The organism is Pseudomonas sp. 2995-1 (genome assembly GCF_002742505.1).
GTDB classification, from domain to species: Bacteria; Pseudomonadota; Gammaproteobacteria; order Pseudomonadales; family Pseudomonadaceae; genus Aquipseudomonas; species Aquipseudomonas sivasensis.
In genome coordinates, this window is the sequence record NZ_LJSA01000490.1 from 448489 (window position 1) to 469214 (window position 20726).

Here is a 20726-nt window from a genome sequence, read left to right on the forward strand (position 1 = left end):
CTCGATGACTCGTCTTCGTGCCATCTGTACCGCGGTTGCTCTGGTTTGCGCCAGCGGCCAGGTTTTTGCCGATACCGCCAGCCACAACGCCAGTGCCGAAGCCTTCCTTACCCTGGCCCATGCCGACAAGCTGGGTACCCCGGTGTACATGCAAGTGCAGCAAATGTTCGCCCAGCGTTTCGAGCAGACTAAGGCGCCTGCCGCCAAGCAGTCCGTATTGGACAGCTACCAGGCCAAGGCCAACGCCGCCCTGGACCAAGCTATCGGCTGGCCGAAGCTGAAGCCCGACATGGTCAAGCTCTACACCACCAATTTCAGCGAATCCGAGCTCAAGGACCTGGTAGCGTTCTACCAGTCGCCACTGGGCAAGAAAGTCCTGGAAAAAATGCCACAACTGACCCAGCAATCGGCCCAGATGACTCAGGCCAAGCTGGAAAGCGCCGTTCCGGTGGTCAACAAGCTGTTGGAAGACATGACCAACGAGCTGACGCCTAAAGCCGCTCCGGCCAAGAAGAAGTAAGCAGGAATGATCATGCAACAGCGTATCGAAACGGCGCTCGCCGCCCTGGACCCGCAACATTTGAGCGTACTGGATGAAAGCCATATGCACAGCCGTGGGTTGCAGACCCACTTCAAGGCCGTGCTGGTCAGTCAGCAGTTCGAAGGGCTCAATCGCGTCAAGCGCCACCAGAAGGTCTACGCCACCCTGGGTGACCTGATGAGCGAGTTTCATGCGCTGGCGCTGCATACCTACACGCCTGAAGAATGGGCGACAATCGACGCAGCCCCGGCCTCGCCGACCTGCGCCGGCGGACATTGACGGGTTATCCCTGATAGAATCCGCAACGCGCCGCTTAGCCGGCGCGTTTTTTTTGCATCCGGTTCACCCTTTACGAGGGTAGCCACCTGGAGAGAACACCCATGACTCAACCGATTGTCGTGGCGGCACTGTATAAGTTCGTCACCCTCGAAGATTACGTCGCTCTGCGCGAGCCCTTGCTGCAGGCGATGGTCGACAACGGCATCAAAGGCACCTTGCTGATCGCCGAAGAAGGCATCAACGGCACCGTTTCCGGTAGCCGCGAAGGCATTGATGGCCTGATGGCCTGGCTGAAGAACGACCCACGCATGGACGACATCGATCACAAAGAGTCGTACTGCGAGGACCAACCGTTCTACCGCACCAAGGTCAAGCTCAAGAAAGAGATCGTGACGCTTGGCGTAGAAGGCGTCGACCCGAACAAGAAGGTCGGCACCTACGTCGACCCGAAAGACTGGAACGCCCTGATCAGCGACCCGGAAGTGCTGCTGATCGACACCCGTAACGACTACGAAGTGTCCATTGGCACCTTTGAAGGCGCAATCGACCCGAAAACCACCAGTTTTCGCGAATTTCCCGACTATATCAAAGCCAACTTCGACCCGGCCAAGCACAAGAAAGTCGCCATGTTCTGCACCGGCGGCATTCGGTGCGAGAAAGCGTCGAGCTACATGCTCAGCGAAGGTTATGGCGAGGTTTACCACCTTAAGGGCGGCATCCTGAAGTACCTCGAAGAGGTGCCTCAGGCAGAAACCAAATGGCAGGGCGACTGCTTTGTTTTCGATAATCGCGTGACCGTGCGCCACGACTTGAGCGAAGGCGACTACGATCAATGTCATGCCTGCCGCACACCTGTGAGCGTCGAAGACCGCGCCTCCGAGCACTACGTGGCCGGCATCAGCTGCCCTCATTGCTGGGATAAGCTGCCGGAGAAAACCCGCCGCAGCGCGATCGACCGGCAAAAGCAGATTGAACTGGCCAAGGCCCGCAATATGCCGCACCCGATTGGCTTCAACTACAAGCAAACCCCTTCCGAGGCCTGACCTATGTCCGCGCGCCTGCTCTATGTAATGGATCCGATGTGTTCCTGGTGCTGGGGCTTTGCCCCGGTGGCGCAGGCGCTGGTTGAGCAGGCCCAAGCGGCCGGTGTGGACGTGCACCTGGTGGTGGGCGGCTTGCGCACCGGCAGTGGCGCGGCGCTGGAGCCGACGACCCGACGCTACATCCTCGAACACTGGCAGGCCGTCACTGAAGCCACGGGCCAGCCGTTCAAGCGCGAAGGCGCGCTGCCCGACGGTTTTGTGTATGACACCGAGCCGGCCTGCCGCGCCATCGTCACCGCCCGTATCCTGGCGCCGGATTGTGCCTGGAAACTGCTGGGCCTGATCCAACGTGCGTTTTATGTGGAGGGGCGCGACGTGACCCTTGCCAGCGTGCTGGTTGAGCTGGCCGAGCAGGCGGGCATCCCGCGTATCGAGTTTGCCGGTGCGTTTGACCGCGCCGAGCAGCACGCGGCCACGGCGGCGGACTTTACGTGGGTGCAGGACCTGGGTATCGCCGGTTTCCCGACGTTGTTGGCCGAGCGCAATGGTCAACTGGCATTGCTCACCAACGGCTATCAGCCGCTGACGGAACTGTCGCCATTGCTCGCCCGATGGCTGGAGCGAGCAACCTGTGCAGGATGAGCCTAAACGCATTGACCGTCTGACCTGGGCGGAAATTCGCCGCCTGGCCTTGCGTCACAAGAAATCCCTGTGGATCGCCAATGGTGTTGCCGTGCTGGCGACCTTGTGCAGTGTGCCCATCCCCTTGCTGTTGCCGTTGCTGGTGGACGAAGTGCTGCTGGGCCATGGTGATGCCGCGCTCAAGGTGATGAATCACGCACTGCCCCTGGGTTGGCAGAAGGCCGCCGGTTATATCGGCCTGATGCTGGTGGTCACCCTGGCCCTGCGTTGCGGCGCACTGGTGTTCAACGTGGTACAGGCGCGGCTGTTTGCGCGGTTGGCCAAGGACATTGTGTACCGCATTCGCGTGCGTCTGATCGAGCGGCTCAAGCGCATCTCCCTGGGCGAATACGAAAGCCTGGGCAGCGGCACGGTCACCACTCACCTGGTCACCGACCTGGATACCCTGGATAAATTCGTCGGCGAAACCCTCAGCCGCTTTCTGGTGGCGATGCTGACGCTGATCGGCACGTCGGCGATCCTGGTATGGATGCACTGGCAACTGGCATTGCTGATCCTGCTGTTCAACCCGTTGGTGATCTACGCCACGGTACAGTTGGGCAAGCGCGTCAAACACCTCAAGAAGTTGGAAAACGACAGCACCTCACGCTTCACCCAAGCCCTGACTGAAACCCTCGACGCCATCCAGGAAGTCCGCGCCGGCAACCGCCAGGGCTTTTTCCTTGGGCGCCTGGGCCAGCGCGCCCAGGAAGTGCGTGACTACGCGATCCATTCCCAGTGGAAAACCGACGCGTCCAGCCGCGCCAGCGGGTTGCTGTTCCAGTTCGGCATCGACATCTTCCGCGCAGCGGCAATGCTCACCGTGCTGTTTTCCGACCTGTCCATCGGCCAGATGCTCGCGGTGTTCAGCTACCTGTGGTTCATGATCGGCCCGGTTGAACAATTATTGAATCTGCAATACGCCTACTACGCGGCGGGCGGGGCGCTGACGCGCATCAATGAACTGCTGGCGCGTGCCGACGAGCCGCGATACGCCGGGGGTGAAGACCCGTTTACCGGGCGTGAAACCGTCGGCATCGAAGTGCGCGGCCTGGACTTCGGTTATGGCGATGATCTGGTGCTCGATCAACTGAACCTGCAAATTGCTCCCGGCGAAAAAGTCGCGATTGTCGGCGCCAGCGGTGGCGGTAAAAGCACCCTGGTGCAACTGCTGCTCGGGCTGTACACGCCGCAGGCGGGCACTATCCGATTTGGCGGTGCAACCCAGCAGGAGATCGGCCTCGAGACTATCCGCGAGCACGTCGCGGTGGTGCTGCAACACCCGGCGCTGTTCAACGATACCGTGCGTGCCAACCTGACCATGGGCCGCGAGCGCAGTGACCAGGCCTGCTGGCAGGCCCTTGAAATTGCCCAGTTGGAGGCTACGGTTAAAGCGTTGCCTCAGGGTCTGGACAGCGTAGTGGGGCGTTCCGGAGTGCGTTTTTCCGGTGGTCAGCGTCAGCGCCTGGCGATTGCGCGCATGGTGTTGGCCGAACCCAAAGTGGTGATACTCGACGAAGCGACCTCCGCCCTGGATGCCGCCACTGAATACAACCTGCATCAGGCGCTGGCGCGGTTCCTCAGCGGGCGTACTACACTGATCATCGCGCACCGTCTGTCGGCGGTAAAACAAGCCGATCGAGTCTTAGTGTTTGACGGTGGTCATATCGCTGAGGATGGCGACCATCAGCAGTTGATTGCCGATGGTGGTTTGTACGCAAAACTATATGGGCATTTGCAACAAGTACGTTGATTTAGCCTAGGCTGTGCTATCCGAATGGGTGTTTTGCGTGCGTATCCAGCAGTGCATATGCAAGGGAATTCATGAAGCAAAAGCGGACTCTAGGAACGCCTAGGCTGTTGGGCATTGTCTGGCCCTTTATCGCCGTCGTGCTGTTCCAGGCATTATTGGGCTGCGTCAGTCTCTACATGCTCTCAGCGGTACGAGGCTATGTGGGCGGCGAGAGCTTATGGTCCAAGGGCCAGAAGGACGCCATCTATTATCTGACGCTCTATGCCGACAACCGCGACCAAGCCACCTACCTCAAATACCAGCAAGCCATCGCCGTGCCTCAGGGCGGGCACGAACTGCGCATTGCCCTGGACCGCCCCACGCCTGACTTGGAGGCCGCACGTCTGGGCATTCTCAAGGGCGGCAACCATCCGGATGACGTCAACAGCCTGATCTGGCTGTACCTCAACTTCCGACATTTCAGCTACCTGGAAAAAGCCATCGAACTGTGGACAGTAGGGGATGGCTACCTGGTTCAACTGGATGAGCTGGCCCGCGAGATGCACAGCGCAATCAGGGCCGATCAAGTCAACCCTAACGATGTGCGGCAGTGGAAGGCCCATATCACGGCCATCAACGAAGGCGTGACGCCGGCTGCCAAGGCCTTCAGCGATGCTCTGGGCGAAGGCTCGCGCATGATTCTGCGGTTGCTGCTGATCACCAACCTGGCAACCGCCCTGGGCCTGATCGTGCTGGCGCTGTTGCGTACCCATAAGCTGCTGACGCAGCGTCATGCCTTCGCCGATGCCTTGCAGGCCGAGAAGGAGCGGGCGCAGATCACCCTGGAGTCAATTGGCGACGGGGTGATTACCACCGATGTAGACGGTGCAATCACCTATATGAACCCCGCCGCCGAGGCCATGACCCACTGGAACTCTGGCCAGGCTCAGGGCCTGCCCCTGGCGGCGCTGTTCAACCTGCTGGATGACGACGCCCAACCCGATGGATTTACCCTGATCGAGCACATCGTCAAGGGGCAGTTTAAGGGGGGCAGCGAGCATTCAAAAACCATCCAGCGCCTGGACGGCAGTACGGTATCCGTCACCCTGGTGGGCGCACCGATCAGAAGCGCCGGCAAAATCAGCGGTGCGGTGCTGGTGCTGCACGATATGACCCAGGAACGCCAATACATTGCCAACCTGTCGTGGCAGGCCACGCATGACGCCTTGACCGGCCTGGCCAACCGCCGCGAATTTGAATACCGGCTGGAACAGGTCCTGCATATGGCGCAGCAACCTGAGGGCGGGCGGCATGCGTTGATGTTCCTCGACCTCGACCAGTTCAAGCTGGTCAACGACACCTGCGGCCATGCGGCGGGAGATGAGTTGCTGCGGCATATCTGCGCGCTGCTGCAATCGGACCTGCGTGAGGGCGACACCCTGGCGCGCCTGGGCGGCGACGAATTCGGCATCCTGCTGGAGAATTGCCCGGCGGCTGCGGCGGAAAAAATCGCCGAGAGCCTGCGCCACACGGTGCAGAGCCTGCATTTTGTGTGGAAGGGCCGGCCGTTCATGACCTCCGTGAGCATTGGCCTGGTGCATATCTCGCAAACCCCGACCACCTTGGAGACTTCGCTGCGCGCCGCCGATATGGCCTGCTACATGGCCAAGGAAAAAGGCCGCAACCGCGTGCAGGTTTACCACGCTGACGACTCGGAGCTGTCCGTGCGTTTTGGCGAGATGGCCTGGGTGCAGCGCCTGCACATGGCACTGGAGGAGAACCGGTTTTGCCTGTACGCCCAGGAAATCTCACCGCTGGGAAATACCGATGCTGGCAACGGGCATATCGAAATCCTGCTTCGCCTGCATGATGAGGCGGGTCGAACAATCCTCCCCGACAGCTTTATCCCTGCCGCCGAGCGTTACGGTTTGATGACGTCCCTCGACCGTTGGGTGGTCGAGAACGTGTTCAAGATCATCGCCCGTTGCATGCACGAGCGTCCGGGCCGGCCTATGGCCATGTGTGCGATAAATCTGTCAGGAATCACCATTGGCGATGATGATTTTCTCGGGTTTTTACATGAGAAATTCGGCACTTACGGCATCCCGCCAGAAATGATTTGTTTTGAAATAACTGAAACCAGCGCAATAGCAAATTTAGGCAGTGCCATTCGCTTTATTAATGAACTCAAGGCCTTAGGTTGCCATTTCTCCCTGGATGACTTTTGCGCCGGGATGTCCTCGTTCGCGTATCTGAAACATTTACCTGTAGACTTCCTGAAGATCGATGGAAGTTTCGTAAAGGATATGCTGGACGACCCGATTAACCGCGCAATGGTCGAAGTGATCAATCACATCGGCCACGTCATGGGTAAGCGCACAATTGCCGAGTTTGTTGAAACACCGCACATCGAACAGGCGTTACTCGATATTGGTGTGGATTACGCTCAGGGCTACCTGATTGAACGACCGCAATTGTTTACCTTTGATAGTTTGCAGTGTCGACCTGTGCGGCCGCAGCCTCTGTTATTGAAGGCGCCCGGCACATTCCGCTGAAACATTTGCTGGTCTGTAAATCACACTTAAAAAGGAGCCTTAACAGTGATCGACACCTTCAACAGAACCGGCCCGCTTATGGAAGCCTCAAGCTACCCCGTCTGGGCTCAGCAATTGATCCAGGACTGTAGTGAGAGCAAGCGCCGAGTTGTCGAGCACGAACTGTACCAACGCATGCGTGACAACACGCTCAGCGCCAAGACCATGCGTCACTACCTCATTGGTGGCTGGCCTGTGGTGGAACAGTTTGCCTTGTACATGGCACAGAACCTCACCAAGACCAAATTTGCGCGCCATCCAGGAGAGGACATGGCGCGACGTTGGCTGATGCGCAATATCCGCGTGGAGCTGAACCACGCCGACTATTGGGTGCATTGGGCCCGCGCCCACGGAGTCAGCCTCGAAGAGCTGCAGGCCCAGAATGTACCGCCGGAGCTGCATGCGCTGAGTCATTGGTGCTGGCACACCAGCTCATCCGATTCGTTGATCGTGGCCGTGGCTGCGACTAACTATGCCATCGAGGGGGCGACTGGGGAGTGGTCGGCCGTGGTCTGTTCCACCGGCGTGTACGCGGCGGCTTTCCCCGAGGAAGACCGCAAGCGTGCGATGAAGTGGCTGAAGATGCACGCCCAGTACGACGACGCTCACCCTTGGGAAGCCCTGGAAATCATCTGCACCCTGGCCGGCATGAACCCGACCAAGGCGTTGCAGGCAGAGCTGCGCCAGGCCGTGTGCAAGAGCTATGACTACATGTACCTGTTCCTGGAAAGCTGCATGCGCTTGGAAAAAGACAAGCCAGCCACCGCCGTGCGTGAACGCCCGCTGCGCGTCGCCAGCGAAGCTTGATGTAACGCAATGGCGGGGTTCTACCCCGCCATTGCCAAGCGGTTACGGCCTTCGCGCTTGGCCACGTACAACGCGTTGTCGGCCCGGCGCAACAGGCTTTCGACCGACTCGGCGGCCAGCAAGGTCGAACAACCGAGGCTTACCGTCAATTCGATCCGCTTTCCATCCGCCCAGTAATCCTGAGCCTGTGCTGCCTGCCGCAGCCGCTCGCCCACCATCGCCGCCGCATCTCGGCCGGTGTTGGAGAGCAGGATCAGAAACTCCTCGCCGCCAAACCGAAACACCATGTCCACGTTACGCAACTGGGCCTTGATGGCCGCTGCGACGGTGCGCAGTACGGTATCGCCGGCCGCGTGACCGTGGGTGTCGTTGATTACCTTGAAGTGGTCGATGTCCAGCATCAGCAAGGACAATGGGTGCAGGTGCCGGCGCGCCATGTCTATTTCCCGTTGCAGAGTCTGGTCCATGGCAATGCGATTGCCCGTCTCGGTCAGGGGGTCACGCAGCGCGCTACGGGTCGCGGCGCGATAGAGCAGGGCATTGCGCATCGGGTAGAGCAGGGTGGCCAGCAGTGACTCAAGCTGACCTAGTTCGTCTTCGGCGAGGCGTTGGTTGCGACGGAAGATCAGCTCACCCAAGTGTTCGCCTTCATGGCTGAGGCTGTAATTCACCGAGTGGTGGCCGCGCTGGCCGAACTCCAGCCGCAGATCACTGGCCTGATGGCGATAGTGCAGGGCATCAAGGGGCACCAAGCGCTGGATCTCACGGAAGAACAACCCGAGGATGCGATCCGGCTCCAGGCTGGTCTGCAATTGCATTCCCAGTTGCTGGCGAAGTTGCGCGACGGTCGTCGGGCGGCGAGGCAGGAGCGATGGCTGGCCAAATCCCAGGCGTTGCAATTTGGCACTGTCGAAGTCAATTGCGTTGGTCTGGGTAGGTGTTTTCATAAGCGATCGGCCTCTAAGCTCTTAGCTGTCTTACAGGCTCGATGAGAGTGGCGAGTGCCAAGCGTCTAACTGTTCCTTCAGTTCCGTAAAACATTGGGAACAGTTTAGACCGCTTTGCAAAGCGTTATAACCCTTGGGTGCCCCCGCACGTCATGTCATCGCTTAGCCTGCTTGAACGTGGTTAGAGCGAGATTCATGCCATTTCGTTTACTTTAAAAATAATCCTTATGAATCAACGGCCTTTTTTCACGCAGCAAAAGGCCATCGGCGCATGACGTCAGTTATTTGGCTGATTGAACCAAAGTGGTGTGGTCAATCTGGTCAATTGATGTGACGCCAGTGAGTGTCATCGCCACGCGCATTTCCTTGGCAAAGATGTCCAGCAGGTTCTCCACGCCATGCTGCCCGTCGGCGGCCAACGCGTAGGCGGTGGCACGCCCCAGCAGACAGGCCTTGGCACCCAGGGCCAGCATGCGCACCACGTCGAGCCCGGAGCGGATGCCGGAGTCCACCAGCACCGTCAGGTCATCGCCCACGGCTTCGGCAATCGGTGGCAACGCTTTGGCAGTGGACAACACGCCGTCCAACTGGCGGCCGCCATGGTTGGAGACCACGATGGCATCGGCGCCAAAACTCACGGCGTCCTTGGCGTCCTGGGGGTCGAGGATGCCCTTGATGATCATCGGTCCTTTCCAGAACTCGCGGATCCACTCCAGGTCTTTCCAACTGATGGACGGATCGAAATTGTTCGCCAGCCAGCCGATGTAGTCTTCCAGGTGGGTAGGCTTGCCGAGGTATTTGGAGATATTGCCCAGGTCGTGTGGACGGCCCATCAAGCCCACGTCGAAGGCCCATTGCGGTTTTGTGACCGCCTGCAGCATGCGCCGTTGCGCCGCAAACGGCCCGGACATGCCCGAGTGGGCATCACGGTAGCGTGCGCCCGGCGTGGGCATGTCGACGGTGAACACCAGCGTGGTGACGCCGGCCGCCTGGGCGCGCTCCAGCGCATTACGCATAAATCCGCGGTCCTTGAGCACGTAGAGCTGGAACCAGATCGACTGCGGGCTCTGGGACGCCACTTCTTCGATCGGGCACACCGACACCGTCGACAAACAGAACGGAATACCCTTGTTGGCCGCCGCCTTCGCCGCCTGCACTTCGCCGCGCCGCGCGTACATGCCGGTCAGGCCCACGGGGCTGAGGATCACCGGCATGTCCAGTTCCTGGCCAAATAGCGTGGTCTTGAGGCTCAGGTTGTCGACATTGCGCAGGATGCGCTGGCGCAGGCTGATCTCGGCCAGGTCCGAACTGTTCGCGCGCATCGTGTGCTCGGCGTAAGCGCCGCCGTCGATGTAGTCGAACAGGAAGCGCGGGAGCTTGCGCTTGGCGGCAGCGCGGTAGTCAGAGGCGGACGAAATGATCATGCACGGAATCTCGGCAAGGCAAGGTGCCTCCAAGATAGGCAAACTTCTGTCATGATAAAAACAACTTTTATCGCTAGTAGTCAGTCGAAAAAGGAATACTGATGAACCTGAGAACACTGCGTGCCTTTGTCGAAGTGGTTCGCCAAGGCGGTTTCTCTCAAGCCGCTGAAGTGGTGTCCCTGACCCAGTCGAGTGTGAGCAAGGCGATCAAAACCCTGGAGGACGAACTGGGCATGCCACTGCTCAACCGCCTTGGCCATCGCAATGAACTCACCGCCGCTGGCGAAATCGCCTACAGCCGCGCCCTGGTTTTGCTGGCCGAACACAACGATCTGGTCGCTGAGATCAATGACTTGCGTGGTCTCAAACGCGGTGTATTGCGCATCGGCCTGCCGCCGGTGGGCTGTGGCGTGTTGTTTGCGACGATGTTTGCCACCTATCGCACACGCTACCCCGACATCGACATCGAACTGACCGAGTACGGCAGTAAACGCCTGCGTGAATGCCTGGAAGCAGGTGAGGTCGACCTGGCGGCCCTCTTGCTGCCCATAGACGAAGGTTTCGACTACCAACCCGTGCGTAACGAACCGCTGATGGCCGTCCTGCCGATCAGCCACCCCCTGGCCCAGCGCAAACGAATCGACTTCACCGACCTGGCAGATTCGCCGTTTATCCTGTTCGAAGCCGGCTTCGCCCTCAACGCCAAAATCCTCGCCGCGTGCGAGCGCAAAGGCGTGCAACCGCGTGTGGCAGCGCGCAGCGGCCAGATCGACTTTATCGTCGACTTGGTATCCGCCGGCCTCGGCGCGGCCTTCCTGCCGCGCATGCTCGCGCACAAGCACCAACACCCCGGCATCGCCCTGATCCCCCTGGATGAACCTCATACCGACTGGCACATCGCCCTGGCTTGGCGCGCCAGCGCCCACTTGCCACCCGCCGCTCGGGCCTGGTTGGAATTGGCCAAGGAGTCACAGCTTTCAACCGGCCATCCGGATTAATCGCCCGGAATGTTATTGAAAGCTTGACTTCTCCTTTTCAATCAGTAACATACGGCGCATTCCGCGATAGCTCAGTTGGTAGAGCAAATGACTGTTAATCATTGGGTCCCTGGTTCGAGTCCAGGTCGTGGAGCCAGATAGAGAAAAGCCTGCAGAGATGCAGGCTTTTTTTTGCGTTGAATTTGGTAAGGCCCTGTGTGCCCGCCGACAAAGAAAGGCCCGCTGCGAGCAATCGCGCGGGCCTTCTGTGTTTTTAACTGCCCCGTAAAGCAGGATCTCGTCGATTGTTGCGCCGTTGCACCGTGCAGGTCGCGCAATCTGTGCCTATGCTGGCTTCGTTAGTATCAAAATATTCCAAAGATCTTCTCTGCAGTGTGCGTATGGGGCCCTGAAGGCAGCTACATCGAAAGGCACAACGGAACGTGTGGGCAAAACGGCTGGTGAATAGCGCAGTGATTGAGCTTCCTTCGAATAGGGAAACAGGTCTGTGTCGGCAAAAAAAATCCTTTGTGTTATCGGGACGCGTCCCGAGGCCATCAAGATGGCCCCGGTCATTCTGGCCTTGAAAAAAGAGCGTTGGGCCGATGTGCGGGTCGTTGCCACAGCGCAGCATCGTCATTTGCTCGATCAGCTCCTGCGTTTTTTCGGGATCGAGCCCGATATTGACTTGAACATCATGCGGCCAAGTCAAACCCTCGCCACCCTGACCGCCCAGTTATTGCTCGACATGGATACGGTCCTGCTGGAACAGCAGCCCGATGTCGTGCTGGTGCAAGGCGATACCACGACGGTGATGGCCTGCGCCTTGGCATGCTTTTATCAGCGTATACCGCTGGGCCATGTTGAAGCCGGCCTGCGCACCTGGGACAAGCAATCGCCCTTTCCCGAAGAAGCCAACCGGGTCATTACCGGTGAGTTGGCGCGTTGGCACTTCGCACCGACTCAAGGTGCCCGGCAAAACCTGCTGAAAGAGGGCGTCTGCAGCGCGGACATTTTTGTCACAGGCAATACCGTGATTGACGCGCTGCTCGCGACGGCCACCCTGGCTCCGCAACTGGGCCTTGAGCTTGACCCGAGCAAGCGCCTGGTGCTGGTGACGGCTCACCGTAGAGAGCATTTTGGCGAACCTTTTCGCAGCATCTGCCGAGCGTTGCGAACCCTGGCAGAGAACAACCCGCAGGTTCAGTTTCTGTATCCCGTGCATCCGAATCCGAATATCCAGGAAGTCGCCCAGGCGTCCTTGGCGGGTATTGCGAACTTCAGATTGTGCGCGCCATTGGATTACGCGGCGTTCGTGGCTGCCATGAAAGCGGCGTATTTCATCCTGACCGATTCGGGAGGCGTCCAGGAGGAAGCGCCTGCGTTGGGTAAGCCGGTGCTGGTCATGCGTGATGAAACCGAGCGGCCGGAAGCAGTGGAGCAGGGCGGGGTAAAACTGGTGGGCGCGAACTGTGAGCGCATCGTTGAAGAGGCGCAGCGCCTACTGGACGATGAGTCCGCCTATCGCGCCATGGCACGTGGTTTCTCGCCCTATGGCGATGGGCAGGCGGCCGGGCGCATTGTCAGCGTTCTGCGCGAGCACTTTTCGTGAAGCGTCTGGTCTTCCTCTCGCCGTTACCCTGGGACAGTTTCGCCCAGCGGCCGCACAAGTTTGTCGAATGGGTTCACCGCCGCACGGGCGCGCAGGTACTGTGGGTAGACCCTTATCCCACGCGACTTCCCCGGTGGAGCGATCTCAGGCGCTCATCGGTAGCCCCAACTACGCACCAGCCTGCCGGCATGCCGTCGTGGCTTAGCGTGATCAACCCCGGCGGTTTGCCCATCGAGCCGCTGCCAGGCGTCGGTTGGGTGAATCAGTTTTTGTGGCGAAACACGCTGAAGCAGATCGATGCATTCATCCACGACGTCCCTGCATTGCTTGTCATCGGCAAGCCCTCAGCGCTTGCGCACTTGCTGTTGCGGCGGCTTCCTCATTGCGCGTCTTTGTACGACGCCATGGATGACTTCCCGGCGTTTTATACCGGCCTGTCCCAGTCTGCGTTGGCGCGCTGTGAGCGGTTGATCGCTCAACGCGTGGACGTTATTTGGGCGTCCAGTTCCGGCCTCGATGCGCAGTGGAGGCGTTATCGACGTGAGGTACAACGGGTGTTCAACGGGCTCGACCTGTCGGCGATTTCCGCCGTGCAGCCGGCCCCGGTCGCGTCGGCACGCAAAGTGTTCGGCTACGTCGGCACGATGGCGGCCTGGTTTGACTGGGACTGGGTCGCCGCGTTGGCCAAGACCCGGCCGAACGATGAAATTCGTTTGATCGGGCCGGTCTTCGGGACGTTGGGCGCTCGACTGCCGCCCAACGTGGTGGTGTTGCCCGCCTGTGACCATGGGGCCGCGCTGAGTGCTATGGCCGAGTTTGATGTGGGGTTGATTCCGTTCAAGCAGAACGCGCTGACTGCAGCCGTCGACCCTATCAAATACTACGAGTACCGAGCTTTGGCGTTGCCGGTGATCTCGACCGATTTCGGCGAGATGCATGAGCGTGGTGACCTGCCGGGGGTTTTTATCAGCCACTCGCTGACTGATCTTGCTGCGTTGGCTGAGGCCGCATTGCAGTGTGAACGCGATACCGATGAAGCCTGTGCCTTTGCACGGCAACACTCATGGGAGGCGCGTTTTGATGCCGCCAAGCTTTATTCATAACTGTGATGTGATCGTAGTTAACTACAACGCTGGCAAGCTGATCGGCGACTGCGTCGCGTCGGCGCTGAAGGAAGGCGCCTTGCGTGTGATCGTGGTGGACAACGGTTCGAGCGATGGGAGCCTGGCGCACTTGAAGGCGTATGAGGCCGATGCCCGCGTAAGCATCATCAGGAACAACCACAACAGTGGTTTTGCCGCGGCCTGCAATACCGGCGCGGGCGTTTGCGATGCGGGTACGTTGTTATTTCTGAACCCCGATTGCGTGCTGATGCCGGGGGCGCTGGGGCACATGATGGACGTGCTGCACAGCGATCCTGCCACGGGCATGGTGGGTGGGTTCCTGTGCAACCCCGACGGGTCCGAACAGCCGGGCGGACGACGGGTGTTCCCCACGCCAAGGCGTGCATTCGTACGGGCGTTTGGGTTGTCCCGCCTGGACTGGCTGTTTCCTTCTTTATGCTCGGACTTCTTGTTGCATCGCGAGCCACTGCCCGACGAACCGGTCGCCGTGGAAGCTATTTCTGGCGCCTGCATGCTGGTCAAACGTGAGGCCCTCGTCGATGTAGGCCTGTGGGACGAAGGCTATTTTCTGCACTGCGAAGACCTGGATTGGTGCATGCGTTTCCGATTGAAACAGTGGCGCGTGGTGTTTGTGCCCCAGGCGCGCGTCATGCACTGGCGGGGTGCGTGCAGCCGGAGCCGGCCATTCTTTGTCGAATGGCACAAACACCGTGGCATGGTGCGTTTCTACGAGACGTATTTCAGGGCGCAGTATCCCAAGGTGCTGTGGTGGTGGGTGGTGATGGGGGTGTGGCTGCGCTTCGGTATGGTCTCAACCTACTATGGCGTCAAGTTGATGCTGGCTCGACTGGGCGTTGGGCGTGCCTGAGGTCACGGTGGGGGTGCTGGGGGCCAGCAGCTTGGTGGGGCGTTATGTACTGGCGTTGCTTGCGCGCGAACACTGCAAGGTCGTCGCGTTTTCCCGGCAGGAACAGCACGGTACGGAGAGTGGCACGATTCGTTGGCAACGTTTAGCCGAACTGGCAAAACCTGAGCCTGTGCAGACTATTTCGTTGTGGATCTGTGTGGCGCCGATCTGGGTGCTGCCGCAGTATTTTGCGCTACTGCAGGCCTGCGGTGCGCGCAAAGTCATCGCTCTCTCTTCCACCAGCTGCTTTACCAAAAGCCACTCCGATGACCTGCACGAGCAGCACCTGGCCAGCCAGTTGCGCGACGCCGAGGTCCGCGTTGAAGATTGGGCGCTGCATCACCAGGTCCACTGGGGCATCCTGCGGCCTACGTTGATCTACGGCGACGGGCGCGACAAAAACATCGCGGAGATTGCCCGGTTTATCCGCCGGTTCGGTTTTTTTCCGGTGTTTGGCCGTGCGATGGGGCTGCGCCAACCCGTGCACGCCGAGGATGTGGCGATGGCTTGTGTGCATGCAGTGCAGGCGCCCCACGTGTGCCGTCACGCTTATAACCTTTCAGGCGGGGAAACACTGGCGTACCGGGACATGGTGAGCCGAGTGTTCAGCGCCTTGAACCGGCGCCCGCGTTTGCTCACGGTGCCGCTTTGGGTATTCAGGACTGCCGTGCCGCTGCTGCGCTGCCTTCCGCGCTATCGTAAGTGGTCGGCGGCGATGGCGCAGCGCATGAACCAGGATTTGGTCTTCGATCATGGGGATGCAGCGCGGGACCTTGGCTTTGTGCCCAGGACGTTTTTGCTGTCGGAACAGGAACTGCGTTAGTCACTCATGCTCATGGGGCACCCACGGGCCCCACTTCGCTTCGTAAAGCGCCTTGTTGCGTTCAAACAGCGCCAGACGCTCGCCTTGGTGCATAAGTTTGAACGACGCCGACAGGTGATGATGGATGAACACATCACGCGCGCAGGCGCTCACCAATCCGGCTTGCTCGACCCGTCGGCAGTAGTCGTCATCCTCGAAGAATCCCCGTCCATACGCCTCATCCAGCGGGCCGATGCGTGTGTAGGTACTGCGCGGCATCATCACGCAGAAAAACGCCAGGGTCGGCAGCCGGACAACTTCGCCCAGGTGCCGGCAGGTATAGCGCCGAGCCGCCTGCGGCATGTCCGCGAGGCTGGCGTAGCCAATGTCGACCTTGGCCTGATTGCCGATGTTATTGGTCACCGGGCCGATCAGGCCGATTTCGGGGTGGCGTTGCAAATGCCGCTGCAATGTACTTGCCCACCCCGACGTCACCTGCGTGTCGTTGTTGAGCAGCGCGAGGTAATCGCCGTTGGCAACCGCTAAACCCTGATTGTTTGCGGCAGCGAAGCCACGGTTGTCGGTGTTGAGTATGAGTGTCTGCCCGCTCCCGGCAGCCCACTCGGTGAGAAATTCGGCGCTGCCATCATTGGAGGCGTTATCCACCACGATGATCTCCAGCGCGGGGAATTCGCGGTTGCGCTCCAGGCTGTCCAGGCAGGCGCGGGTCAGCGCCAGGTTGTTGTAGGTCACCACGATGACGCTGGTCCGTGGGGCGTGTTCGCTGTGTTCGGCCAGGGTTATGAGCGTATCGGCACGGTGTGCCCAGGTTTGTTGGGCGGCGAACGCCTGCCGTTGGGCAAGCTGTTCAATGGTTGACGGCACCAGCGCTTGGGCAATGGCCGCAATAAACCCTGGCGTATCCCGCGCGACCTGCACTTGTTCGCCGAATTGCTGCATTTCTGGCAGATCCACCGTAACCACTGGTTTGCCGGCGCTCAGGTACTCATAGACTTTGACCGGGTTGGTGGCGAGTGTCAGTGGCGTCACCTTGAACGGCACGATGCACAGGTCGAAACCGTGCAGGTAATAGGGCAGTTCGGTATAGGGCACTTCACCGATAAATTCGACGTTCGGGCAGCCGCGCAATCGGGCACGAACCCCTACTGTATCGGCGCCGATCAGTAGCACGACATGCTGGGGAAAGGCCTTGGCGATCTGGACCACCAACGCGTGGTCGAACCAGTCGGCGATGGCGCCGTAATAACCAATCACCGAGCGTTGCAAGCGATCACGGTAGATCGACGCCGGCACGCTGGAGAACTGGCTGAAATCTGCGGCATTGCGCAGGACGGCGCTGGGCCTGTTGGCTTGGACCGGCCATTGCTGGGCCAGCCAGTCGGAGGTGAACAGTCGGATGTCGGCGTCCCGGACCAGTCGCTGCTCAAGGAGCAGGATGTCCGCTGCGTTGTCGCCGAAGCCTTGATGATGGTCCATGCAGTCGTAGATCAATCGGCTATCGGGTAACTCAGCGGCGACGTCGCACCAGAACGGGTGTTGCACCAATGAAATCACCCGTGCGCAGCCGGCCCAAAGCAGCACCTCGCCGATGCTGCTGCACAGCTGTTGAACCTGCGCGGTGCTAGGGGCCGCGGCGTAGATCAGCGGCGCGCCACGCGTGAACAAGTGGACCTGGAACAACCGGTGCTCTTGGTCCAGCGCCTCAAGCTCAAAGCCGGCGTGGCTGGCATCTATCAGTGACGTCGAAACGTAAATAACCCGCCGTCCCGTGGCGACCAGCGCGAGGGCCAGTTGTTGAGGGCGTTGGTGCCGGAAGTCCCAGTCGATAGCGCCCCAGATAATGTAGTCCGCCAGCCCGGCCTGCGGTGGCTGCGGGGCTGGCGAAGGGCTGACGAAACCCTGCCCGGGGTTCAGGGCGCTGCGTAGCGCGCGAACTGCTCTGGGCACTGCCCTTCGGTAAAAGGCCGCGAGCAGTTTTTTCATACTGGCCGGAAGCGGCAGCCGGTGGTAGGCCACGCGCCAGCGGTTCCAGCGTGAGGGACGCCGATCGGTCAGCATAGGGGCGGGCTGCCTTATCAGGACTTTCGCGGTGAGGCGGCGACGATGACGAAGTCGCTTTTCAGCGTGCCGGATTCGATCAAGCCGTCTTCGATGTCGAACAACATTTGCAGCACCCGTAACGACTGTGGATTGTCCTCCTTGAAATTGCCGGCGATACCGTGCATCAGGAACTGCAGCAGCGAGCCGCCGCAAAGGTTCAGTGCCCGGATATCAAAGTGCTCTCCCACCACCCGCAGAATATCCGCCGAACGCACGGCTTCCGAAGGGTCGACTTTGACCACGTCGGCCGGGTCGGGTAATGGCACGGCGTGTTGCACCTGGCCGTATGAACCCTGCACGAATGAACGGCGAAACTGCTCGGGAATCAAGCCGAACGCGTGGCTGATGGCTGCACGTTGCTGCGCATCAAAGGCGAAGTGGTTGGCCCCGACGTATTCATTGAAGAACAGCCAGCCGCCGGGTTTCAGGCTATGGGCAACGCGCTGGCAGACCACCTCCAGCTCACGGATATGGTGCAGCGAACCATTGAACCAGACCGCATCGTATTGATTGGCAGGCAGGTCAGTCTTTTCGATATCGCACAACGAGTAATTGATTGTTGACGCACCCATCGCCAGCGCTTCTGCCCTGGCGGCGTCGAGTGCGCCCGGTGCGATGTCCACGGCGTCGCAGTGTTCGAATGCGTGGAGCCTGTAGAGCTCGCGCTCCAGGGTGCCGGTGCCACAGCCGATACTGAGCATCCGAGCGCCTTGCACCGGGTCGCCCAGGAACTCTTTGAGGCAGTACTGCACCCAGCCGGGGTGGCCGCTGCCAGCCGTTGCCTTGCGCTGATGGCGCCGCTGTACCGCCGGAACGGCGAGCCAGTAGACATCCGCAGAAAAAGCATCGGAGCCGGCCATGTTTTCCGACCAGTGATCGGCCGTCACTTGCTTGTCGGCGCTTATCTCTTCCAGCTTACCGCTGAGCTTGCTCATGATTCGCTTGAACACGGAGTCCTCCTTGGGTGGGTCAGTGCGTATCCGGTTGTCGCTGTGGCTGCGGACGTGTCCAAGCCCCCCATTTGCTTTCGAAATACGCTTGGTTTTTGTCCCACAGCGCTTGGTATTCACCGCTGACAATCAGCTTCTTGAAGGAAGCTTGGCCTACGTGATGGATGAAGGCGTCCTCTGCGCACACGGTCCGCAAGCCCGCCGCCTGGATACGCCGGCTGTAATCGTCGTCCTCGAACATGCCGATGCCGAAGGCCTCATCCAGCCAGCCGATGCGCTCGAACACGTCGCGACGCATGGCCACGCAGAACATGGCGAGCATGCTGATATCGAACGTACGGCCTCGGTGCTGCGCGACGTGGCGGTCGGCGAAGGCTTCCATGTGTGCAATGTCAGCGTAGTCGACGCTGATCTTGGCTTCGTTACCCACCGAGTTGGTCATCGGGCCGACCAGGCCGATCTGTGGGTCTTGCAGGTGGCGGAGCAACGGGTCTATCCAGCCCTTGGGCACCACAGTGTCGTTGTTGAGCAGCACCAGGTAATCCCCGGTTGCCAATTTGAGCCCCTGGTTATTGGCGGCGGCGAAGCCCAGGTTACGGTCGTTGAGCACCAGGGTGAGGTTGGCGTGGGTGCGGCCCAGGTAACGCAGGTAGTTGCCCGTATCGTCCGAGGAGGCGTTGTCGACGATGATCAGCTCGTAATTAGGGTAGGTGGTGTTGCGCAGCAGGCTTTCGACGCAGGCTTGGGTCAGCTCGACATTGTTGTAGGTGACGACCACGATCGACACTTTCGGATGCAACGCCTCCAGTGCGCTGAGGTTGGCGTCGAAGCGATTGCGCCAGTCATTGGCGCTGGCGAGTGCCACTCGCTCGGTGGGCGTCGCGAGATCGGTTTCGCTTAAGGCACGGTTAATCTGCTCGATGAACGCTTGCGGCCCATCGGCGAAATACACGTAGTCGTCGTAGATCTTCATTTCTTCCAGCGGTACCGACACCACCGGTTTACCCGCGCTGATGAACTCGTAGAATTTCACCGGATCGACCGCGTGGGTCACGTTGTACAGCCGAAATGGGATCAGGCAGACATTGAAGTGGTACAGGTACAACGGCATCTGGGCATAGGGCTTTCTGCCGAGCAGGTGCACATTGGGCAAACGGTCAAGGCCGGCCAGGTCCTTGACGAAAATGTCGCCGATCAACACGAAACTCCAGTCTGTACGCTGCCGGGCGATGGTGGCGATCAACTGCAAGTCCACCCACTCGGCCAGGCCCCCGTAAAAACCGATCAAGGGCCGTGGGATGTCCGACAGCAGGCTGTTGGGCACGCAGTTGCGTTCGAAGAATCCGAAATCCACACCATTGCGCAACAGCAGGCAGTTACTGCTCGTCGTTGCCCATTTTTCGTGCAGCAGGGCGGCGGTGACGGTCACCAAGTCGGCGTCTCGAACCAGGGTTTCTTCTTCCTCCAGCAACACCTTGCCGATGCCCGGAAAGCCCACCCAGTCATCCATGCAGTCGTATTGGATTTTCCAGCCATGGTCTCGGCGCAACTGAGCGGCGAGTGGTGCCCAGAAGGCCAGGTGGACGACGGACACCGCCGTCTTTATGCGCAAGTCCTCGGCCAGTTGCTCAATCGCCGTCGAATAGGCCAGTAGATTTTTTTCTCCGATGCGGTCGTTGTAGCAGTCCACGAACTCCTGGCGCTGTAACGCAATCTCGAAGACGCCGGGCGCCACTTCAAGGCAGCTATAGGCATGGCCGAGCTCGGCACTGCGTGAGGGCACGATGTAGAAGACGCGGTAGCCATGCCGGGCGAACTGGCTCATCAACTGCTGGGGGCGCTGGAAACGCGCGGCCCAGTCGATATTGGCGAAGCAGAGGATGTCGAAGCGGTTCTCTGACGAAGCTTCGTCAGGCGCTGGCGACCCGTTGCTTATCGACGGGCTGCTAAGAGGAAAACTGTCCTGGTGCAGGAAGTCGGGAGTGTCGGGGCCGGTGTGCAGTGATCGGTATCGCAACCAATGAAGCAGTGCTCGCAACGGCTTGGTGATCCGCCAGGAGCGCGTGTTTTTTAACGTTGCGATATAGGCAATTGCTGCGTCTCGCTGCCGGCTGGCTGCATCACGCTCCATGCGCATGCGGTCTTGCTCAAGGGTAGCTTGGCTGTCCTTATCCATGTCGTTGGC

General features: G+C 59.9%; 17 protein-coding genes and 1 tRNA gene. 13 read left to right on the forward strand and 5 right to left on the reverse strand.

Features of this window, described 5'->3' with window-relative positions; translation table 11 throughout:
• The first annotated feature begins 4 nt into the window (after positions 1 to 4).
• The 7 genes from AOA61_RS26630 (at position 5) to AOA61_RS26660 (ending at position 7677) form a co-directional block, all read left to right on the forward strand.
• Entirely contained in the window at positions 5 to 520 is a 516-nt protein-coding gene (locus AOA61_RS26630) for a DUF2059 domain-containing protein (RefSeq protein ID WP_032885944.1), read from the forward strand.
• A gap of 6 nt (positions 521 to 526) precedes the next feature.
• Positions 527 to 820, forward strand: a complete 294-nt coding sequence (locus tag AOA61_RS26635; protein ID WP_032885943.1) for a BolA family transcriptional regulator — start codon at positions 527 to 529, stop codon at positions 818 to 820.
• Positions 821 to 921: 101 nt separating this feature from the next.
• On the forward strand, positions 922 to 1863 hold the full coding sequence (locus AOA61_RS26640; RefSeq protein ID WP_032885941.1) for a rhodanese-related sulfurtransferase: 942 nt from the start codon (positions 922 to 924) through the stop codon (positions 1861 to 1863).
• A 3-nt stretch (positions 1864 to 1866) separates the two neighbouring features.
• Complete coding sequence (locus AOA61_RS26645; protein WP_099603063.1) at positions 1867 to 2505, forward strand: DsbA family protein; 639 nt, start codon at positions 1867 to 1869, stop codon at positions 2503 to 2505.
• Positions 2495 to 4297, forward strand: coding sequence for an ABC transporter ATP-binding protein (locus AOA61_RS26650; protein WP_099603064.1), 1803 nt, complete (start codon positions 2495 to 2497; stop codon positions 4295 to 4297). The genes AOA61_RS26645 and AOA61_RS26650 overlap by 11 nt, the downstream gene beginning before the upstream one ends.
• Positions 4298 to 4368: 71 nt before the next feature.
• Positions 4369 to 6831 carry an EAL domain-containing protein gene (locus AOA61_RS26655; RefSeq protein WP_099603065.1) on the forward strand — a complete coding sequence of 821 codons (2463 nt, stop codon included), beginning with the start codon at positions 4369 to 4371 and terminating at the stop codon, positions 6829 to 6831.
• Positions 6832 to 6876: 45 nt separating this feature from the next.
• On the forward strand, positions 6877 to 7677 hold the full coding sequence (locus AOA61_RS26660; protein WP_032885936.1) for a TenA family transcriptional regulator: 801 nt from the start codon (positions 6877 to 6879) through the stop codon (positions 7675 to 7677).
• 20 nt (positions 7678 to 7697) lie between these two features.
• Here the strand turns inward: AOA61_RS26660 and AOA61_RS26665 are convergent, their stop codons facing one another.
• A complete protein-coding gene (locus AOA61_RS26665) occupies positions 7698 to 8624 on the reverse strand; it encodes a GGDEF domain-containing protein (RefSeq protein WP_032885934.1) in 927 nt (308 codons plus the stop codon).
• 281 nt (positions 8625 to 8905) lie between these two features.
• Positions 8906 to 10048 carry an FMN-dependent L-lactate dehydrogenase LldD gene (gene lldD / locus AOA61_RS26670; protein ID WP_099603066.1) on the reverse strand — a complete coding sequence of 381 codons (1143 nt, stop codon included), beginning with the start codon at positions 10046 to 10048 and terminating at the stop codon, positions 8906 to 8908.
• Between the two features lie 101 nt (positions 10049 to 10149).
• Here lldD and AOA61_RS26675 point away from each other — a divergent pair, with 101 nt between their 5' ends.
• From AOA61_RS26675 to AOA61_RS26700, 6 genes are all read left to right on the forward strand, one after another.
• Positions 10150 to 11046 (forward strand): LysR family transcriptional regulator, encoded by an 897-nt coding sequence (locus AOA61_RS26675; RefSeq protein ID WP_032885932.1) that lies wholly within the window; start codon positions 10150 to 10152, stop codon positions 11044 to 11046.
• A 60-nt stretch (positions 11047 to 11106) separates the two neighbouring features.
• Positions 11107 to 11182: transfer RNA gene (locus AOA61_RS26680), tRNA-Asn, on the forward strand.
• A gap of 351 nt (positions 11183 to 11533) precedes the next feature.
• Positions 11534 to 12637 (forward strand): non-hydrolyzing UDP-N-acetylglucosamine 2-epimerase, encoded by a 1104-nt coding sequence (gene wecB / locus AOA61_RS26685; protein ID WP_256583497.1) that lies wholly within the window; start codon positions 11534 to 11536, stop codon positions 12635 to 12637.
• Positions 12638 to 12825: 188 nt separating this feature from the next.
• The gene (locus tag AOA61_RS26690) at positions 12826 to 13740 is read left to right on the forward strand and encodes a glycosyl transferase (RefSeq protein ID WP_256583498.1); all 915 of its coding nucleotides are present in this window, start codon (positions 12826 to 12828) and stop codon (positions 13738 to 13740) included.
• Positions 13718 to 14629 carry a glycosyltransferase family 2 protein gene (locus AOA61_RS26695; RefSeq protein WP_095185491.1) on the forward strand — a complete coding sequence of 304 codons (912 nt, stop codon included), beginning with the start codon at positions 13718 to 13720 and terminating at the stop codon, positions 14627 to 14629. The genes AOA61_RS26690 and AOA61_RS26695 overlap by 23 nt, the downstream gene beginning before the upstream one ends.
• On the forward strand, positions 14622 to 15491 hold the full coding sequence (locus AOA61_RS26700; RefSeq protein ID WP_099603125.1) for an NAD(P)-dependent oxidoreductase: 870 nt from the start codon (positions 14622 to 14624) through the stop codon (positions 15489 to 15491). Before AOA61_RS26695 ends, AOA61_RS26700 begins: the two co-directional genes overlap by 8 nt.
• Here the strand turns inward: AOA61_RS26700 and AOA61_RS26705 are convergent, their stop codons facing one another.
• The 3 genes from AOA61_RS26705 to AOA61_RS26715 are packed head-to-tail and all read right to left on the reverse strand — an operon-like array spanning position 15492 to position 20717.
• The gene (locus tag AOA61_RS26705; RefSeq protein WP_099603067.1) at positions 15492 to 17549 is read right to left on the reverse strand and encodes a glycosyltransferase; all 2058 of its coding nucleotides are present in this window, start codon (positions 17547 to 17549) and stop codon (positions 15492 to 15494) included.
• A 17-nt stretch (positions 17550 to 17566) separates the two neighbouring features.
• Positions 17567 to 18541: a bifunctional 2-polyprenyl-6-hydroxyphenol methylase/3-demethylubiquinol 3-O-methyltransferase UbiG gene (locus AOA61_RS26710; RefSeq protein ID WP_241089452.1), complete on the reverse strand. Its 975-nt coding sequence runs from the start codon at positions 18539 to 18541 to the stop codon at positions 17567 to 17569.
• A gap of 19 nt (positions 18542 to 18560) precedes the next feature.
• The gene (locus AOA61_RS26715; RefSeq protein WP_099603126.1) at positions 18561 to 20717 is read right to left on the reverse strand and encodes a glycosyltransferase; all 2157 of its coding nucleotides are present in this window, start codon (positions 20715 to 20717) and stop codon (positions 18561 to 18563) included.
• Positions 20718 to 20726 lie beyond the last annotated feature (9 nt).